Here is a 15,728-nt window from a genome sequence, read left to right on the forward strand (position 1 = left end):
CAATCTATTTTCTTCAGCGAACCTTAATGGGAAGTTCTCTTAAAATGTAACTAAAAGCTGCTAAACCTTGCATTTTCTATAGCAAGAATTTAGCAGCTTTTTGTCCTATGCATCGAAATATCATATGATAGATGTTTTTAGAAAATAGCTAGGCACTTATTCGAACCTGACGCTCATCTTTAGTCCATCACTAAAAAAATGTATGAAATGTAACCCAATCGTACATCGCTTATATAATTACGCACTTTTCCTTTTTTCCAATTGCCCATTGTCTCTATTCCTTGTACGAAAAGGAGCAATAATTAGAACTGCTATAAGGACAAGTCCAAGATAGCCAATTAGTGGATAAAAGTATGCAACAAGATCAGTGAATCCTACAAAGCTTGCCGCAAACCCTGTAATCACGGCGATAAGAAAAAAGTTTTTAAATTTTTTCGTACCAATATCTGCAAATCGAGCGGCAAAGGCGTAGAACATACTAATTCCCGTATTAAAAATCATAGCAAATAATACAATCGACATAAGCACACCCAATACAGGAGACATTTCATTAACAATACCTAGCATAGGCATTTCCATTGCCCCTACTTCCTCAATCTTTGCAAAAATAGCTAGGTGACTTAATAAAATTAATACCCCAAGACCAAGACCACCAACTAATCCGCCTAATGCAGCATTTTTTCTATTCTTTTCTGTTCCACCCATAACAATGGCCATGGATGCCCCTAGCGCTGTATTAAAGGAAACATAGTTAATCCCCGAAATGAACCAGTTAGGTAATGTAGTTGGAGTTTCTTTTGCAACTTCATCCAGCAAAGCAAAAGAACTATCCACCGTTAGAAAACTAAAAATAGATATAATAATAACAAATAAGATAAGAAATGGTGTAATACCGCCAATAACGGATACGACACGATCTACATTTAACATACCAATAAAGATAATAAATAGTGTCATTATGGCTGTTCCAACTACATGAGGAACACCAAATTGCTGATGAAGGTTAGAACCTGCACCTGCAACCATTACAACTCCAACACCAAATAACGTAAAAATAATTATATAATCGATTATTCTTCCAATAAATCGATTACCACTAGCTTGATAAATAACTTCTTTATGTGAATTAGTTTGTTCACGACTACCTAACCAGACAAGCACCATCCCAACATACGCAAATAAAGCTGTCGATATAAACGCTCCCAAAATACCCATCAGTCCGAAACTTGTAAAATATTGTAAAACCTCCTGTCCTGAGGCAAATCCGGCACCAACAATAACACCTATAAAAGCGCTTCCAATTCTTAGAATATTCTTCATCTATTACCCTCCCTATCTGCCGAACAATTACAATTATATCATGAATTACTACTTTTGTGTATATACCAAATAGTAAAATAATATGGGATGATATGGCAAAAACATAGAGGAAGCAGGTATTAATACAAAGGCGAAATACTAGAATTCGGGAAATAACCGTCATCAAAAAGATGAAGTTTAACATATAAAAAAAGCGATGCACTTGTATGTACATCGCTTTTTTATATTATGCACTTTCACGTTCTTCTATCTGTTCCCTATCTTTTTTCCTCAAACGAATTGGGGCAATTAATAAGACTGCTATTAACACAAGACCTAGATAACCTATTAGTGGATAGAAATAAGCAACAAGGTCAGTGAATCCTACAAAGCTTAGAATAAATCCTACTGCCATCGTAATCAAGAAAAAGTTCCTAAATTTCTTTGTACCTATTTCCGTAAATCGTGCGGCAAATGAATAGAACATACTAATTCCCGTATTGAAAATCATACCAAATAATACAACGGACATAACCACACCTAAAATAGGTGAAATCTCGTTTACAATACCGAGCATTGGCATTTCCATTGCCCCAACTGCCTCAATTTTTGCAAAAATTGCAAGGTGACTTAGTAAAATTAATATTCCAATACCGAGACCCCCAGCTAATCCACCTAATGCAGCTGTTTTCCTATTAGTTTCAGCTCCTCCCATAACAATGGCCATAGCAGCCCCTACAGCTGTGTTAAAGGAAACATAGTTAATTCCTGAAATAAACCAGTTTGGTAAAGTAGTTGGGGTTTCTTTTGCTGTTGCATTAAGCGATGCAAAAGAACCATCCATTGTAAGAAAACTAAAAACAGATATAATAACAACGAATAAAACAAGAAACGGTGTAATACTTCCAATAACGGATACAACACGATCAACATTAAACATCCCCACAACGATAATTAATAGAGTCATAATTACTGTTCCAACAACGTGAGGAACGCCAAATTGTTGATTAAGGTTAGATCCAGCACCTGCAACCATTACGACGCCAACACCAAATAACGTAAAAATAATTATATAATCAATAGCCATACCTATATATCGATTACCACTAGCTTTATATATAACATCTTTATGTGAATTGGTTCGTTCACGACTACCTAACCAGACAAGCGCCATTCCAACATAAGCAAATAACGCGGTTGATATAATCGCACCAATAGTACCCAATAACCCGAAACTTGTAAAATATTGTAAAACTTCCTGCCCTGATGCAAAACCAGCACCAACAATAACACCCATAAAAGCGCTTCCAATTCTTAGAATATCCTTCATGTATTGTCCCCCTTTATTGTAAGTATTATTATATCATGAAAATAGATGAAATCTATTTGTGTATATACTAAAATAGAATATAGAATATTTGTGTATTTGTACAAAAAATGTCGTTTTTAAATAAAAACCCTTGACATAGACTAAATCCAACTAATCGGGAGGAAATTAATTTATATGAATAATAATAGAAATGGTTCGGAACAATCCATAACAAAGCTAATAAAGGGAGTTGATTCACCAGATGAACTAGCAGACCAAATCGCTGAAATTTTTGACTGTCCGATAACAATAGAGGATTCTAATCATCATATTATTGCTTATAGTAAACATAGTGAAAATATTGATGAAGCCAGAATAAGCACCATTATGAATCGAAAAGTCCCCGATAAAGTTATTAATGGGCTTTGGAAAAAAGGGATTATGCCAAAATTGATTGATCGTGACGAACCAGTCATTATTCCAGAAATAAAGCATATCGGCCTTGGTAACCGTGTCGCTATCTCCATTCGAAAAAGAAACGAAATACTGGGATTCATATGGGCCCATACCGCAAATAAGACGTTAAATGAAGAGAATTTGCAGCTACTAAAAGAAGCAGCCGTAGAAATGAAACACTTCCTACTTAAACGTCGTCAAGGGAAAAGAAAATCAGAGGAAGGGTATAAGGATTTCTTATGGCAACTATTAACGGGAGATATTCAAGACACAAGGAAAATTTCTTACCTAGCCAACCAATATAATATGAACTTGGAGGGAAAAATAGGAATAGTCATCTTTCAGTTTCCTAATGATGTTACCGAGCAAGTGGAAAAACATGCTTACTATCTTTCCGAAACCCAAGTCAAAGTAAAAGTAGAGGCCCGTTTATTTGATGAAAATGAATTTATCACACTTGTTCGACTAAGAAAAGAAGAAGACACTAGCGAGTCATTAACTAATTTTATAAAACAATTTGTAGATAAAATCACTGGACAACTGAACATACTTTCCATTACTGGTGTATCAGGCCTTCTATATGAAAAGGCGCAACATATTCATGAGTCATACAAGCAAGCCCAAAAAATGTTGAAGCTTAAAGAAATTTTTACAGATGAATTGGAGAACATATATATATATGAAGATTTAGGAATATATCAATTTATTGAAGAACTGCACGACATACAAAAAGGGCAATATTTTAATAAATATATAGAAAAGATTCGCACGTATGACCAAAAACACCGTACTTCCCTTTTGCCCACCTTAGAGGTTTATTTAAAGGAGGATTGTAATGTTTACCAAGCAGCCCAAGCGTTATTTATTCACCCAAATACAATGAATTATCGATTAAAGCGTATCAAAGAAGTTGCCAAGCTTAATTTAAAAGACCCTAATCAAAAGACAGTAATTTATCTCCATTTACTAATGGAGAAGATTTCCAAAGGATGATTTGTGTAAAAACACAAATCAATCATTTTACTTTTATTTTTTTAAATAAGGAATTATGATAATAAATAGGGTACGATAGAAATGTAAACTTGATAGCAAGGAGAGATAAAAGATGATTATAGGAGTACCTAAAGAAATTAAAAATAATGAAAACCGTGTTGCAATGACACCTGCTGGGGTAGTCAATTTAATAAACGCAGGACAAAAAGTTATTATCGAGAAAGATGCTGGATTAGGAAGTAGCTTTACAAATCAGGAATATAAAGATGCTGGTGCGGAAGTAATTGAAAACGCTTCAAGTGTTTGGGAACAAGCAGATATGATTATGAAGGTTAAAGAACCACTTCCTTCCGAGTACAAATATTTCCGTAAAGGATTAATCTTATTCACATATCTACATTTAGCTGCAGAACCAGAATTAGCAAAAGCACTAGTAGAAAATGAAGTAACTGCTATCGCTTATGAAACAATCACAGTAAACCGTACACTACCACTATTAACTCCAATGAGTGAAGTTGCTGGTCGTATGGCTACACAACTTGGGGCACAATACCTTGAAAAATCTAAAGGTGGAAAAGGTATTGTTCTAGGCGGTATCCCAGGGGTAGGTCGCGGTACAGTAACAGTTATCGGCGGCGGTGTCGTAGGATTTAATGCCGCTAAAATCGCTCTAGGCTTTGGTGCAAAAGTGAATATTATTGACTTAAACCCTGCACGCTTACGTGAGTTAGAGGACATCTTTGGTTCTAGTGTACAAACACTTATGTCTAACCCATTCAATATCGCAGAAGCTGTTAAAGAATCTGACCTAGTAATTGGATCTGTTTTAATTCCAGGTCGCAAAGCGCCTAAACTCGTTTCAGAAGAAATGGTTAAATCTATGCAACCAGGTTCTGTTATCGTAGACGTTGCAATCGACCAAGGTGGAAACTTTGAAACAGTAGATCACCCAACTACACACGATGACCCAATCTATGTTAAACACGATGTACTACATTATGCAGTTGCTAACATTCCTGGGGCGGTTCCACGTACAGCAACAGTTGGACTAACAAATGTAACAGTACCATATGCTGCACAAATTGCTTCAAAAGGGGTTGCAAAAGCAGTTCAAGATAACCCAGCAGTTGCTTCTGGTGTTAACGTAACAAATGGTAAAGTAACTTATGAAGCAGTTGCCAAAGATCTTGGATATGACTATGTGTCCGTTGAGAAAGCACTATAAACTTTAAAATTTTCTAAGCAAGAATTAAAAACGTATTTTCGTAAAAATACCCTTCCCCTTATATTATGGAAGGGTATTTTTATCAAGAATCAGCTATATTTCAGTCATCACAGGGGGGATTACTATGGAACGAAATAGTTATCGTGATACATGGGTAGAAGTTTCATTGGATGCTATTCATTATAATGTAAAGGCTTTCAATCATCATATTGGTAGAGATACAAAACTAATGGCTGTCGTTAAAGCTGATGGCTACGGACACGGTGCTATCGAAGTAGCTAAAGAAGCAATAAAAGCAGGTGCTGATTACTTAGCTGTAGCTATTTTAGATGAAGCTCTTCAACTTCGTAAAGCTGGAATTGAGCTTCCAATATTAGTACTTGGGTACACATCAACAGAAGGTGTGTCCATCGCAATTGAACAGAACATTACCTTAACAGTGTTTACAGAAGATGTAGCTAAAAAAATTAAAAGCGTTGCGGAAGCACAAAAAAAGCTTGCACATGTCCATTTAAAAATGGAAACAGGAATGAATCGGATTGGTATATCTAGTCAAGAAGAAGCTTTCAAAATGGTTAATCTTCTTTCATCAAACTATGTAATGTTAGAAGGGGCATTTACCCATTTTGCTGATGCTGATAATACAGATTCAACATATACCGAAAAGCAATTTGCAAGTTTTATAGAAATGATTGATTATCTGGAACAGCATGAAGTTAAAATTCCAATCAAACACTGCTGTAATAGCGCAGGAACAATTGCCTATCCCAACATGCACTTAGACATGGTACGTGTTGGAGTGAGTTTATATGGTCTGTACCCAGGAGACCATCTTCGCGAAATTATCAGTCTCAAACAAGCAATGAGTTTAAAAACCAAGGCCGTATATATCAAACAACTTGAAGCAAACAATACAATCAGTTATGGACGTACATTCACAACGAAACAAAAAAGTAAAATCGCTACTATTCCAATCGGTTATGCGGATGGTTTTTCCCGTTCCTTATCCAATCAAGGTCATGTGACCGTGAAAGGAAGAAGAGCCCCCATTATTGGTCGAATATGTATGGATCAAGCAATGATTGATGTGTCAGATATGGAACATGTTGGAGTCAAAGATGAAATAACCATTTTTGGAGATCCGGGAGATGGCTTTATCTCCTTAGGTGAGGTTGCTGAACAAATGAATACTATCCATTATGAGACAGCCTGCTTAATAGGAAAACGTGTGCCAAGAAAATACGTAAAGACTACGAGCAATAAGGAGAAAAATAACCCGGATTCCCTCGTGCTTAGCATTTAATAGTATCATATATTTAAGATAACGATACTGGCTCTTTTTGTATATTTTGTTCTTTTACTTCCACTTGAAATATATAATTCCTGAGCGTTAATAACGTACCATATCTACTTTAAAGCAAACAGCCTTAATAAAAGACGAAATCTTATGATTGATTTCGTCTTTTACACATTATAATTACCATGGTTTAGAAGAAACAACGTTGGAAAAGACCGCTATATTCTCTTCTAAATGATATGTATCGGTAGCAAATTCATTATCTGTAATCTTGTTACTTAAGCTTAAAATTTTGTCCAACACACGTGTAGCTTCCTCTCCTTCCAAAGGAGTCGGCTGATAGTTATTCCTATTATCAAGAGAAGAAATTCTAGTTGGTATTATTTTAATATCTTGTTTATTATTAAGTTCATTGAATGTAAAATGAAACGTCTGCTGGAAAATAAATGTATCTTTATCATCCGGATTTCTATTCCCACCAAACATAAAATTTCCTAGGCTATAAACAATAAACTTATCTTTATACTCCTCTATCCCCTGTACGACATGGGGATGATGCCCAAGTACTAAGTCTGCTCCTACATCAATCGCATACCTTCCTAACGACTGTTGCACTGCATTAGGATGATAATGGCGCTCATCACCCCAATGAAAATTAGCGATTATAATTTGCGCGCCATTATCTCTTAATTTCTCTATATCTCTTTTTATACCTTCTCGAACCTCAGCAGTATCGCTCCAACCTTTATATCCAATCGCTCCAACTTTAATTCCATTCACTTCTTCTAAAAATAATCGGTCATAACCAAAAGAAGATATATGATGCTTATTCAAATTTTCGATTGTATCCTCATATCCTCTTTGCAAAAAATCAAATGTATGATTGTTAGCTAAGTTGACAGCCTCTATACTTGATAGGTTTAATACTTCTGTATAGGAGGGCTTTCCACTGAAACGAAATAGCTTATCTGCTTTTTCTTTACTATTTGTTAACGTCGTCTCTAGGTTAACAATCGTTAAATCATCTTCTTCAAAAATGGATTTTACATTCTTTCCGAAATGCTCAAGTCCTTGTTCCTCTACCTCATGATGGAATGTCCCATGATAGCCAAAACTATCATCACTACCAATCGTTACATCCCCTGCAGCACTAATAGTTAAAGACTTTTCATAATCTATCATTTCAAGAATATAGCGTGGAAATTCAGAACGCATAACACTGTCTTCTTCCAAGATAGCCGGTACAAAAAAGGGTTGTGCAGAATTTAGGTATGGATGCTCGATAGGCTGCTGAGAAAGAATAAATGAAAAACATAAAATAAACGGAAGAGTTTGAATGGCCAATTTAACCAACTCCATGAATAAGTATAATTTGAAATCTATCCCTAGTTAAATTTTAATTTATCAGAATTATACCAAAACTAACTATGCCATGTCAGCAACAACTTCCCAACAAATCTCGACAAGTTCTAAAGAAGTGTCAGAAATTCTGCTTAGTAATTTTAAAATAAGGTAACAATATGGATGTATCAGACATTCTTACAGAAGGAGCTGTCGTATTTGGGTGCAATTGAACGTGGAGGTTACCGTTTTGAGCCAGAGTTTAGTGTGATTGAACAAAATGGTGCAATACATGTTTATAATAATGGTGAGTTTATAGATGAAGTTACTTTTTCATTTAATGGGAAGTTTCCAGAACTACCTCAAATTGAAAAATTGGTTGATGAATACTGTGAACAACATGGAATTCTATAAACGATATGAGTTCAACTAGCTTTATCTTAAAAACAACTTATAAAAGGGATAGATTTACCACTTCCATCCCTTTCCCTTCCTCAACCATTCGAGAAGTGTTAGCTTGAGAAAATATACTGTTTTCAAGTAAAATACTAGATAATACTTTGTTGTCTAGTATGAAAGGGGGATTGTTATGAAAATTGTATCAGAATAGCCCATGTTTCTATTCAGGTTGCTTGTGATGTTGATAACCCATTAACCGGAGAAGTGGGAGCCAGTGCAGTATATGGACCACAAAAAGGGGCAACTATGAAACAAGTAAGGCTGTTTGATCAAGCAATGGATAAATTTGCACGAATCATAGAAAAGGATTATCAAACAACTCGTCCATCTATAAAGTCATTTTCTGAAAAGCCATTTCACTCTGTACCAGGAGCTGGAGCAGCAGGTGGACTTGGATTTGCATTTCTCCTATTCGGTACCAAACTTCTATCAGGAGCCGAGTTAATTGCAAAAGCCTCTAACATGGAAGAAGCTATGAAAGGGGCAATCTTGTCTTGACTGGTGAAGGCCAGAATGACGAACAAACCTTATATGGAAAAGCACCAGGCTATATCTCTGGCTTAGCTAAAAAGCATCGTGTTCCTGCTATTCTTATTTCAGGCGGGCTTTCAGAAAACATCGATCCACTTTTTGAGAAATTTACAGGTTGCTTTTCTATCATTAACCGTCCATTATCAATGGAAGAATGTATGAAACAAGCGGAGCCACTTCTATTCCAGCAAACTAAAAACATCTTAAATCTTCTCAACCAGTCATAAAAGTACCGGCATTGTCGTTTTTTGTCCATTGAAATTATACTATTATATAAGAAAAGCAGACCTCCCATTGAATAAAGGCCTGCTTTTTTTTATATGAAATTTGTATATTATATATCGGATAGCTTGTGAAAACAATTTTAAACTAGGGTTCAATTATGCACTAGTTTCCGTTTCTTGTTCTTCCTTTTGTTTATTTGCTGCTTTTTTACCGTGTACAATATAATATACGAACAACGTACCAAAGGCGATAATAGCCATCAATAAATATAAACTACGGAAGCCAATTATTGGTACGATAAATCCTAATAGAAATGGACCTACCCCTATACCAAAGTCATAAAAAACAAAGAAGGTAGATGTTGCTAATCCGACTCGATGCCTTTTTGCTAAGTTAATAGACACAGTTTGCGCGCTTGATTGCAAAGTACCAAACCCAATTCCAATGATTGCTCCAGCAACAAGTAAAATCCATCCCACATTAGCCTGACTCAAGATAACTAATCCAATCGCATACAGCAAAATAGATGGATAAATGACAGCATTTTCCCCTTTTTCATCAAATATCCTTCCTGTTAGAGGTCTGGACAATAAAAGAAAAATAGCATACATCACAAAGAAGAAACTTGCTGCATCAACTAAGTTTATTTCCGCTGCATATGCTGACATGAAGGTGAGAATACTTGAGTAAACAAATCCACTAACCATCATTAACACACCAATCGGAATGGTGCTCTTTTCAAAATAGTCACTAAATCTAAACCCTTTTTCGTTCTTATTCTCCCCTTCCGGAACATCCAGAATAGGTACCTGTAAAAATAATGCAGCGATTAAGGCAATTGTTGCAAAAATTGTTGTTACTACAAAAATAGAGGTACCTTGTAAATTCTGTATAACCAATAATCCTAAGAATGGGCCAATTGCCATAGCCAAGTTCATACTTGTCGCAAAATACCCCATTCCTTCTCCACGTCTAACCATTGGGATTATATCTGCCGCAATCGTACCTGTTGCCGTGGTACTTATTCCAAATGAAAAACCATGGAGGAAGCGAATAAGTAATAACCATTCCAAGTTTTGGATCGGAAAATATAACAGCATACATCCAAAGAACATACTTAAACCAATGACCAATAATTTTTTCTTTCCTACCGCTTCAATTATTTTTCCAGCAACCGGTCTAACTAACACAGCACCAAGTACGAAAATACTTGACGCTAAACCCGCAGCACTTTCAGAAGCATTAAAATTTTCAACTGCATAAAATGCTAATGTCACCATTAGCATGTAAAATGAGATGAATAATAAAAAATTGGAAGTGGAAACCATAATGAAATCCTTCGTCCACAATTTTGGCTTTCTATTACTCAAAAATACTCCTCCTTATTTTAATTTTCCTTTTAAAGACTGGATAGTTTTCAAGGTGGTTTCGATATCAGATGCTGGAATTTTATCGATTAATGATTGCTCGAATTCTTCTACCAGTTGTATGGCTTCCTCATACACCTGTAGTCCTTTCTCTGTCAATCGAATTCGACGCTCCCTTCTATCTTTGCTAGGCACCTTTATGATGAGTTGTCCCTCTTCCAATCGATTTACCGTCCGAGTAATTGTAGGTTTCTCTACGTCAAGATAACCACTAATCTCTACTAGAGTTGCTGTTTCAAAATGCCTTAAGTAATATACGATTAGCCATTGGGAGTGATATAATCCAACTTCAGCTAATTGTTCATTTAATTTTTTCTTAAAGGATCTTGTAAATTGTAAGTGATGATGAAAGAACGACTGTGCCATAATATCCCTCCGATTATAGTTACCTAGGTAACTATACTACACTTATAGAAAATTGTCCACGTATTTTGTTCACTATTGAACAATACAATAAAGTATATCTTCAATCAGTGGAGGTTTTCCTTCACCCAAGAACAAAGGCTACCTGGAGGTGGGGGTATAACTCCCCCTTAACCTGCGATAAATTCGAGATTTTTTATTTTTTCCCCCTTTACCACATTATGTGAAAAACATTCCTTTATAAACAAAATGCTGATTGCTCTTTTATAATTAAAGAGAAATCAGCTATTATGAATCTATATTGACATTCTTAAAAAACCCTGAAAGACCACCCTAAATCTATTTTTCTACACTTAAAAAAGGCTAGGGTCTTTTTCAATATAAGCGTCTCTAAATTTCATATAAACTTTCTTTTGCATGTACTTTATCAACATCATAATTGGGATTACGAAAAAGACACCAACAAATGCAAACCAATAAACCATAGAAAAAGAGATTGCTATATAAACGATACACATAGCAAACAAGAAAGAATAAATAGCAAGTATCATAATATTAAAGAGGATGAGCTGGAAAACACGTAACTTCTTCGTTTTCTCTTGTGCTTCTGATTGTATTCCTTTTAGGTATCGAATATCTGATTTTCCTAAGTGATATGGCTCGAATAACCAGTTTTTTATTTTTTTCAAGATATCATCCCTCGTTTATTTATTATCTGCCATCAATCTTTCAAGTTCTTTTCTAACCTTGATTTCGCCTTCAGTCTCTAATCCTTTAAAGACTACATCCTTTATTTGATCATGATTGAAAAAGACATTAGTATCATCGGAAATATGACCCTGTGGATATGGACAAGCAACATAATCCCAAATACTTTCATTATTAGCTTGTTTTTGTTTTCTTCCATAAATCATAACCGCTTGGCCAACAATATCCAATGTAACAACACTTCCAATTGGTAATAATGCTGTCCCTTTATCAATTTTTAATGAGTTAAAATCCTTTTCCATCGTTCTCATCCTTCTTAGCAAATTTTGATAAATTCCCAAAGTCACCTTAATTTTAGTACAATCATATTACTATCGATTAACCCGCAATAAATACACTATTCTGCACTATTATCCTTCTCAAAAGCTAGGCCAACTTTAACTCCTAAAAGAAATCGTAAATCCAGCACAGATTCTTTACCTATCTTCGCTTCACCACCGATACTTCCAGCTGAACCACCTAAGGTTAACTTGACATTATAATCAGTGAAAGGAATCCCGATAATTGGATTGACTTCCCCTTCAACCATGGAAGCCTTCGCACCAACCCCAACCGAGTGATTTTCAAATCCAGCATATGCATCCGCATTTCCAACTCTAAATTTAGCTGCTCCTCCGGTTCCACCTAAAATAGATCCAATATATGGATTATTTTTATCGACTTGGGTTCTTCCTTGAAGCTGATAAACTGTACCCTCAGCTTTAACATATGGTAATGGCAGTCCTAAAACCGATGTTCCACCAAGTCTTGCTTCAGCACCTGCATTGAAAATATCCATATTGGCTTTCGCATCAGAATAATCAGTATTCCAATCCATTTCTCCATGAACAAGACTGCCTCTCGTTTTACCTCCAATTTGGAATGTATCCGTTGTCCCCCCTAACACCGCCCAATCATGAAATACAAAATCATGATTATACATTCCAGCGCCACCTGACACACTAAAATCATCATTTACATCTACTTTATCCCCACTTATGAGGTAACCCTTTTCCTTCAACTTATTAGAACCAGATGAGCTGGAAACCTTTTGTGCATCAAAGGATTTTAAGTTATTCATATAGGTATAGGCACCAAGAGCAGTTGCTCCACCCGCAGTCCAATAATTAAGGTAATTACCATATAGATAGTCCTGATTTAATGATCGATCCACATCAATATAATTTTCCACTATATATTTCTTTATGGCCCCTACTTCTTCATTTGACATTGTCGAATTCAGATTAAGTATTTCTGGATTGCTTTTATTCGTGACCTGTTTAATATTATCATCCAATAAACTGTTATCCATATTAGAAATACCTTGATACATATTGCTTAATGGAAACATCACTCCTGGAATCATCATCGCCAGATATGGTCCAATATCAGAAAGAATACCAGATAATTTCTTTAATGCAGCCTGAACAGGATCTACTCGTTCTTTTAATTTGTTATAGGATGCTGAATCATCCAGTATGGTAACATCAAAATTTTCTACTGTTAAATCACCATTACGAAATTTACCTTCCAAATCTGTGACGTAGTTTTTCATAATCACTACATCTGCTTTAATCGATTCCAATGTATTTGTTTGTGACTGATCCAGTGTATACAATTGTTCAATCGTTTCATTCTTATTTTTAGATGCTTGCTGAACCATGCTAGCAAATTCGTCATCATGAATCATTGGTAATGAAACAATATCACTAACTTGTTGAATAACCTGATTCGTTGCATCTGTGAGTTTTCCCGCAACATTCTTTACTTCTTGTAAGCCTTGCTCTATTTCATTTTGTAAAAAGGACTCTCGAACAAAACCATCTGATTGTGATTCGTAGGAGTGAACTGCTTGCTTTATTTGGGATAGAACGTCTTTATAACTGTTAAAGAAGTTTTGCAAAAAAACAATCAGCGGCTTGTGACAACCGGCATAAAAGGAGCGAATGGCGTCTCCCCCCATTCCTTTCAGTGTATCATCAAGCATAACCATACCTTTAACAGCCTGCTGTAAATCACTCACTTGACTTTCCAATGTTTTCAATTGTTTTGTCGTCAATAAAACCGCATCATCCAGTTCCTTTACATCTAATACTTTCAATACAAACTCTCCTCCTGGATACCTACTCTCTTTCAAGCTACCGTTTTTACGGGACTATTTGACGATGCATTTCCCATATACTTCCTATATTGTATAAAACTTTCTTCCCCATTTTAATCGGCAATTGCAACCATTTTTCCGATAATTAGCAAATGGAACGAGAGTATTTGACCAGGAATAAATAACTATACAACCTTACTTTAAATCTACCTGTCCATCTCAGAATATTAAAATCTATAATCGATTCGCCTAATATACTAGAAGGCAATAAATAGATTAGAACACATACGGTAATACATACAGTCTCTTCTTAACTCCCACTTTTATTAACCATTCTATTAAATCTTTCCCCAAACGCCGTCATTTTTCTACCATATACGAAAAGTGAATGCGATTTATAATAAATATCACATCCACTTTTGTACCTATATTCCTTAAATTGTTTGAAGAACTCTTTCATTATTAATCAGTTCAATAAAGTAATTTAACTGTTTTCTTGTACGATTTAGAACATCCTCATCAATAATTGGGTAAAGACTTCCTTTCTCAATTTGTTGTTCTGTAAAATACAATCCCTTCAGATTTTTTCCTTTTAACGTTGCTAGTAACGGTTTAAGCGTATATTCTAATGCCAATAAATGAGATGGACTACCACCAGTCATTACTGGTAAAACAGGAGTATTCTGTAAAATATCTTGAGGAAGAATATCTATTAGTGCTTTTAAAACACCTGAATAAGAGGACTTATATATGGGTGAACCCACAATAACCCCTTTCGCATTTTTTAATTGACTAGAAATCTGTGTTACTTCTATTCCATTAAAATTACCAAACATTAAGTCTTCGGAAGGTACATCCCTCACAGAAAGGTAAGTTACATTATAATTTTCTTTTTCTAATAAAGCCCCCATAAAATTAAGTACGGATTGCGTACGGGAATTTTCTGATGGACTACCGGACAAGATTACGATATCACTCATTTGAATGTTCCTTTCTTTTTTCATTAATCACTAACAACCTTAAATATGTATTCGTAAAATTCTTTTTTTCACACCTCTCCTCAGCTTTACGATTTTACCATCCCCTTCTAATCAACTTTTTCCGATTTGTATACTTGGATTTATAGATGAATATACAAAAAAAACTCTTCAGATTTTGAAGAGTTCGACTTAACTAACAAACACTCCTCATCTGTCAAACAATAATTTGTTTGCTGGATTTAGCACCAAATTACTCAACTTATAATTGAAACAAGTAAAGTAAAGGTTGCTGCAGGATCATAGGACCAGATTCCTCCCCTGACTCTTTATAAGGAAATTAATATACTTTTTAGTATATTTATACTATCTGACAGAATAACAGATGTCAATAGAAGAATTCGTATTTATCTTAAAATAAAGGAAGTTTTTAATATATTAATGTCGCTATTCCCCGGGAAATGAAATAATTTCGCGAAAAGTACAGCAAAATTATAAGTTGGATCAATGATGTTTTTAAATCATCTTTTAATCCTTCTACTGTTGTTTAGTTTTCATTCAAAATATAAAGGATAAACAGTTAGAGGTTACTCCCATCGTTGTTTTGAGAATGGTAAAATTAAATTCGTGTCAAAAAAGGAACCCACTTTTTACAAAGCGAGGTTCCTCCTATTTAAAGCGTGTCGTTTATATTTTGTGTTGCTTCCGATACTTGCTGCCGTGTATCGTGTAGACTTTCAAAGGCTTGCTGGAATTGTGGATTTTCCGTTAATTCTTTCCCCATCTGATTTTGCAAATTATTCAACTCATCTTCTGCTTGTTGTAAATTCTGTTGAGCTTGTTGAAGGAGCTGTTGGTCCCTACCCTGTGCTTGTAATACGGAATCTTGAGCTTGTTTTATATTTTGACTAGCCTGATTTAATTTCTGTTGGATGTTTTGATCCATTGAAGTACCTCCGTAAATATATTCATTTTATC

The 15,728-nt window shown here is 35.2% G+C and carries 14 protein-coding genes, 1 pseudogene and 1 riboswitch; of the genes and pseudogenes, 5 read left to right on the forward strand and 10 right to left on the reverse strand.

Annotated elements, in window-relative coordinates; translation table 11 throughout:
* Positions 1-237: 237 nt before the first annotated feature.
* Positions 238-1,320, reverse strand: coding sequence for a YkvI family membrane protein (locus CAO17_RS13580; RefSeq protein ID WP_085993226.1), 1,083 nt, complete (start codon positions 1,318-1,320; stop codon positions 238-240).
* 226 nt (positions 1,321-1,546) lie between these two features.
* Entirely contained in the window at positions 1,547-2,629 is a 1,083-nt protein-coding gene (locus CAO17_RS13585; RefSeq protein WP_085993227.1) for a YkvI family membrane protein, read from the reverse strand.
* A 174-nt stretch (positions 2,630-2,803) separates the two neighbouring features.
* On the opposite strand from CAO17_RS13585, the gene CAO17_RS13590 reads away from it, so the two are divergent.
* The 3 genes from CAO17_RS13590 to alr all read left to right on the forward strand — a co-directional run bounded on the left by CAO17_RS13590 (position 2,804) and on the right by alr (position 6,585).
* Positions 2,804-4,057: a PucR family transcriptional regulator gene (locus CAO17_RS13590; RefSeq protein WP_085993228.1), complete on the forward strand. Its 1,254-nt coding sequence runs from the start codon at positions 2,804-2,806 to the stop codon at positions 4,055-4,057.
* A gap of 112 nt (positions 4,058-4,169) precedes the next feature.
* The gene (gene ald, locus CAO17_RS13595; RefSeq protein WP_085993229.1) at positions 4,170-5,282 is read left to right on the forward strand and encodes an alanine dehydrogenase; all 1,113 of its coding nucleotides are present in this window, start codon (positions 4,170-4,172) and stop codon (positions 5,280-5,282) included.
* A gap of 124 nt (positions 5,283-5,406) precedes the next feature.
* Positions 5,407-6,585, forward strand: a complete 1,179-nt coding sequence (gene alr / locus CAO17_RS13600; RefSeq protein WP_085993230.1) for an alanine racemase — start codon at positions 5,407-5,409, stop codon at positions 6,583-6,585.
* A gap of 174 nt (positions 6,586-6,759) precedes the next feature.
* Here alr and CAO17_RS13605 read toward each other — a convergent pair whose 3' ends face one another.
* Positions 6,760-7,938 carry a CapA family protein gene (locus CAO17_RS13605; RefSeq protein WP_245831848.1) on the reverse strand — a complete coding sequence of 393 codons (1,179 nt, stop codon included), beginning with the start codon at positions 7,936-7,938 and terminating at the stop codon, positions 6,760-6,762.
* Between the two features lie 201 nt (positions 7,939-8,139).
* On the opposite strand from CAO17_RS13605, the gene CAO17_RS13610 reads away from it, so the two are divergent.
* Both CAO17_RS13610 and CAO17_RS13615 read left to right on the forward strand, forming a co-directional pair.
* A complete protein-coding gene (locus tag CAO17_RS13610) occupies positions 8,140-8,334 on the forward strand; it encodes a YbxH family protein (protein ID WP_085993231.1) in 195 nt (64 codons plus the stop codon).
* A 249-nt stretch (positions 8,335-8,583) separates the two neighbouring features.
* Positions 8,584-9,137: pseudogene (locus tag CAO17_RS13615) on the forward strand (glycerate kinase).
* 153 nt (positions 9,138-9,290) lie between these two features.
* On the opposite strand, the gene CAO17_RS13620 reads toward CAO17_RS13615, so the two are convergent.
* From CAO17_RS13620 to CAO17_RS13650, 7 genes are all read right to left on the reverse strand, one after another.
* Positions 9,291-10,505 (reverse strand): MFS transporter, encoded by a 1,215-nt coding sequence (locus CAO17_RS13620; protein ID WP_245831849.1) that lies wholly within the window; start codon positions 10,503-10,505, stop codon positions 9,291-9,293.
* Positions 10,506-10,517: 12 nt separating this feature from the next.
* Complete coding sequence (locus CAO17_RS13625) at positions 10,518-10,928, reverse strand: MarR family winged helix-turn-helix transcriptional regulator (protein ID WP_085993232.1); 411 nt, start codon at positions 10,926-10,928, stop codon at positions 10,518-10,520.
* Between the two features lie 350 nt (positions 10,929-11,278).
* Positions 11,279-11,614 carry a hypothetical protein gene (locus tag CAO17_RS13630; RefSeq protein WP_085993233.1) on the reverse strand — a complete coding sequence of 112 codons (336 nt, stop codon included), beginning with the start codon at positions 11,612-11,614 and terminating at the stop codon, positions 11,279-11,281.
* A gap of 15 nt (positions 11,615-11,629) precedes the next feature.
* Positions 11,630-11,935: a DUF4176 domain-containing protein gene (locus tag CAO17_RS13635; protein WP_085993234.1), complete on the reverse strand. Its 306-nt coding sequence runs from the start codon at positions 11,933-11,935 to the stop codon at positions 11,630-11,632.
* Between the two features lie 95 nt (positions 11,936-12,030).
* Positions 12,031-13,773: a ribonuclease YeeF family protein gene (locus CAO17_RS13640; protein WP_179151957.1), complete on the reverse strand. Its 1,743-nt coding sequence runs from the start codon at positions 13,771-13,773 to the stop codon at positions 12,031-12,033.
* A 434-nt stretch (positions 13,774-14,207) separates the two neighbouring features.
* Positions 14,208-14,777 carry an NADPH-dependent FMN reductase gene (gene ssuE, locus CAO17_RS13645; RefSeq protein WP_342744207.1) on the reverse strand — a complete coding sequence of 190 codons (570 nt, stop codon included), beginning with the start codon at positions 14,775-14,777 and terminating at the stop codon, positions 14,208-14,210.
* Between the two features lie 180 nt (positions 14,778-14,957).
* Positions 14,958-15,088: riboswitch (SAM riboswitch) on the reverse strand.
* Between the two features lie 335 nt (positions 15,089-15,423).
* The gene (locus CAO17_RS13650) at positions 15,424-15,696 is read right to left on the reverse strand and encodes a hypothetical protein (RefSeq protein WP_085993236.1); all 273 of its coding nucleotides are present in this window, start codon (positions 15,694-15,696) and stop codon (positions 15,424-15,426) included.
* Positions 15,697-15,728: the final 32 nt, after the last annotated feature.

The sequence above is a fragment of the Oceanobacillus senegalensis genome (assembly GCF_900176885.1).
GTDB classification, from domain to species: domain Bacteria; phylum Bacillota; class Bacilli; order Bacillales; family Amphibacillaceae; genus Oceanobacillus; species Oceanobacillus senegalensis.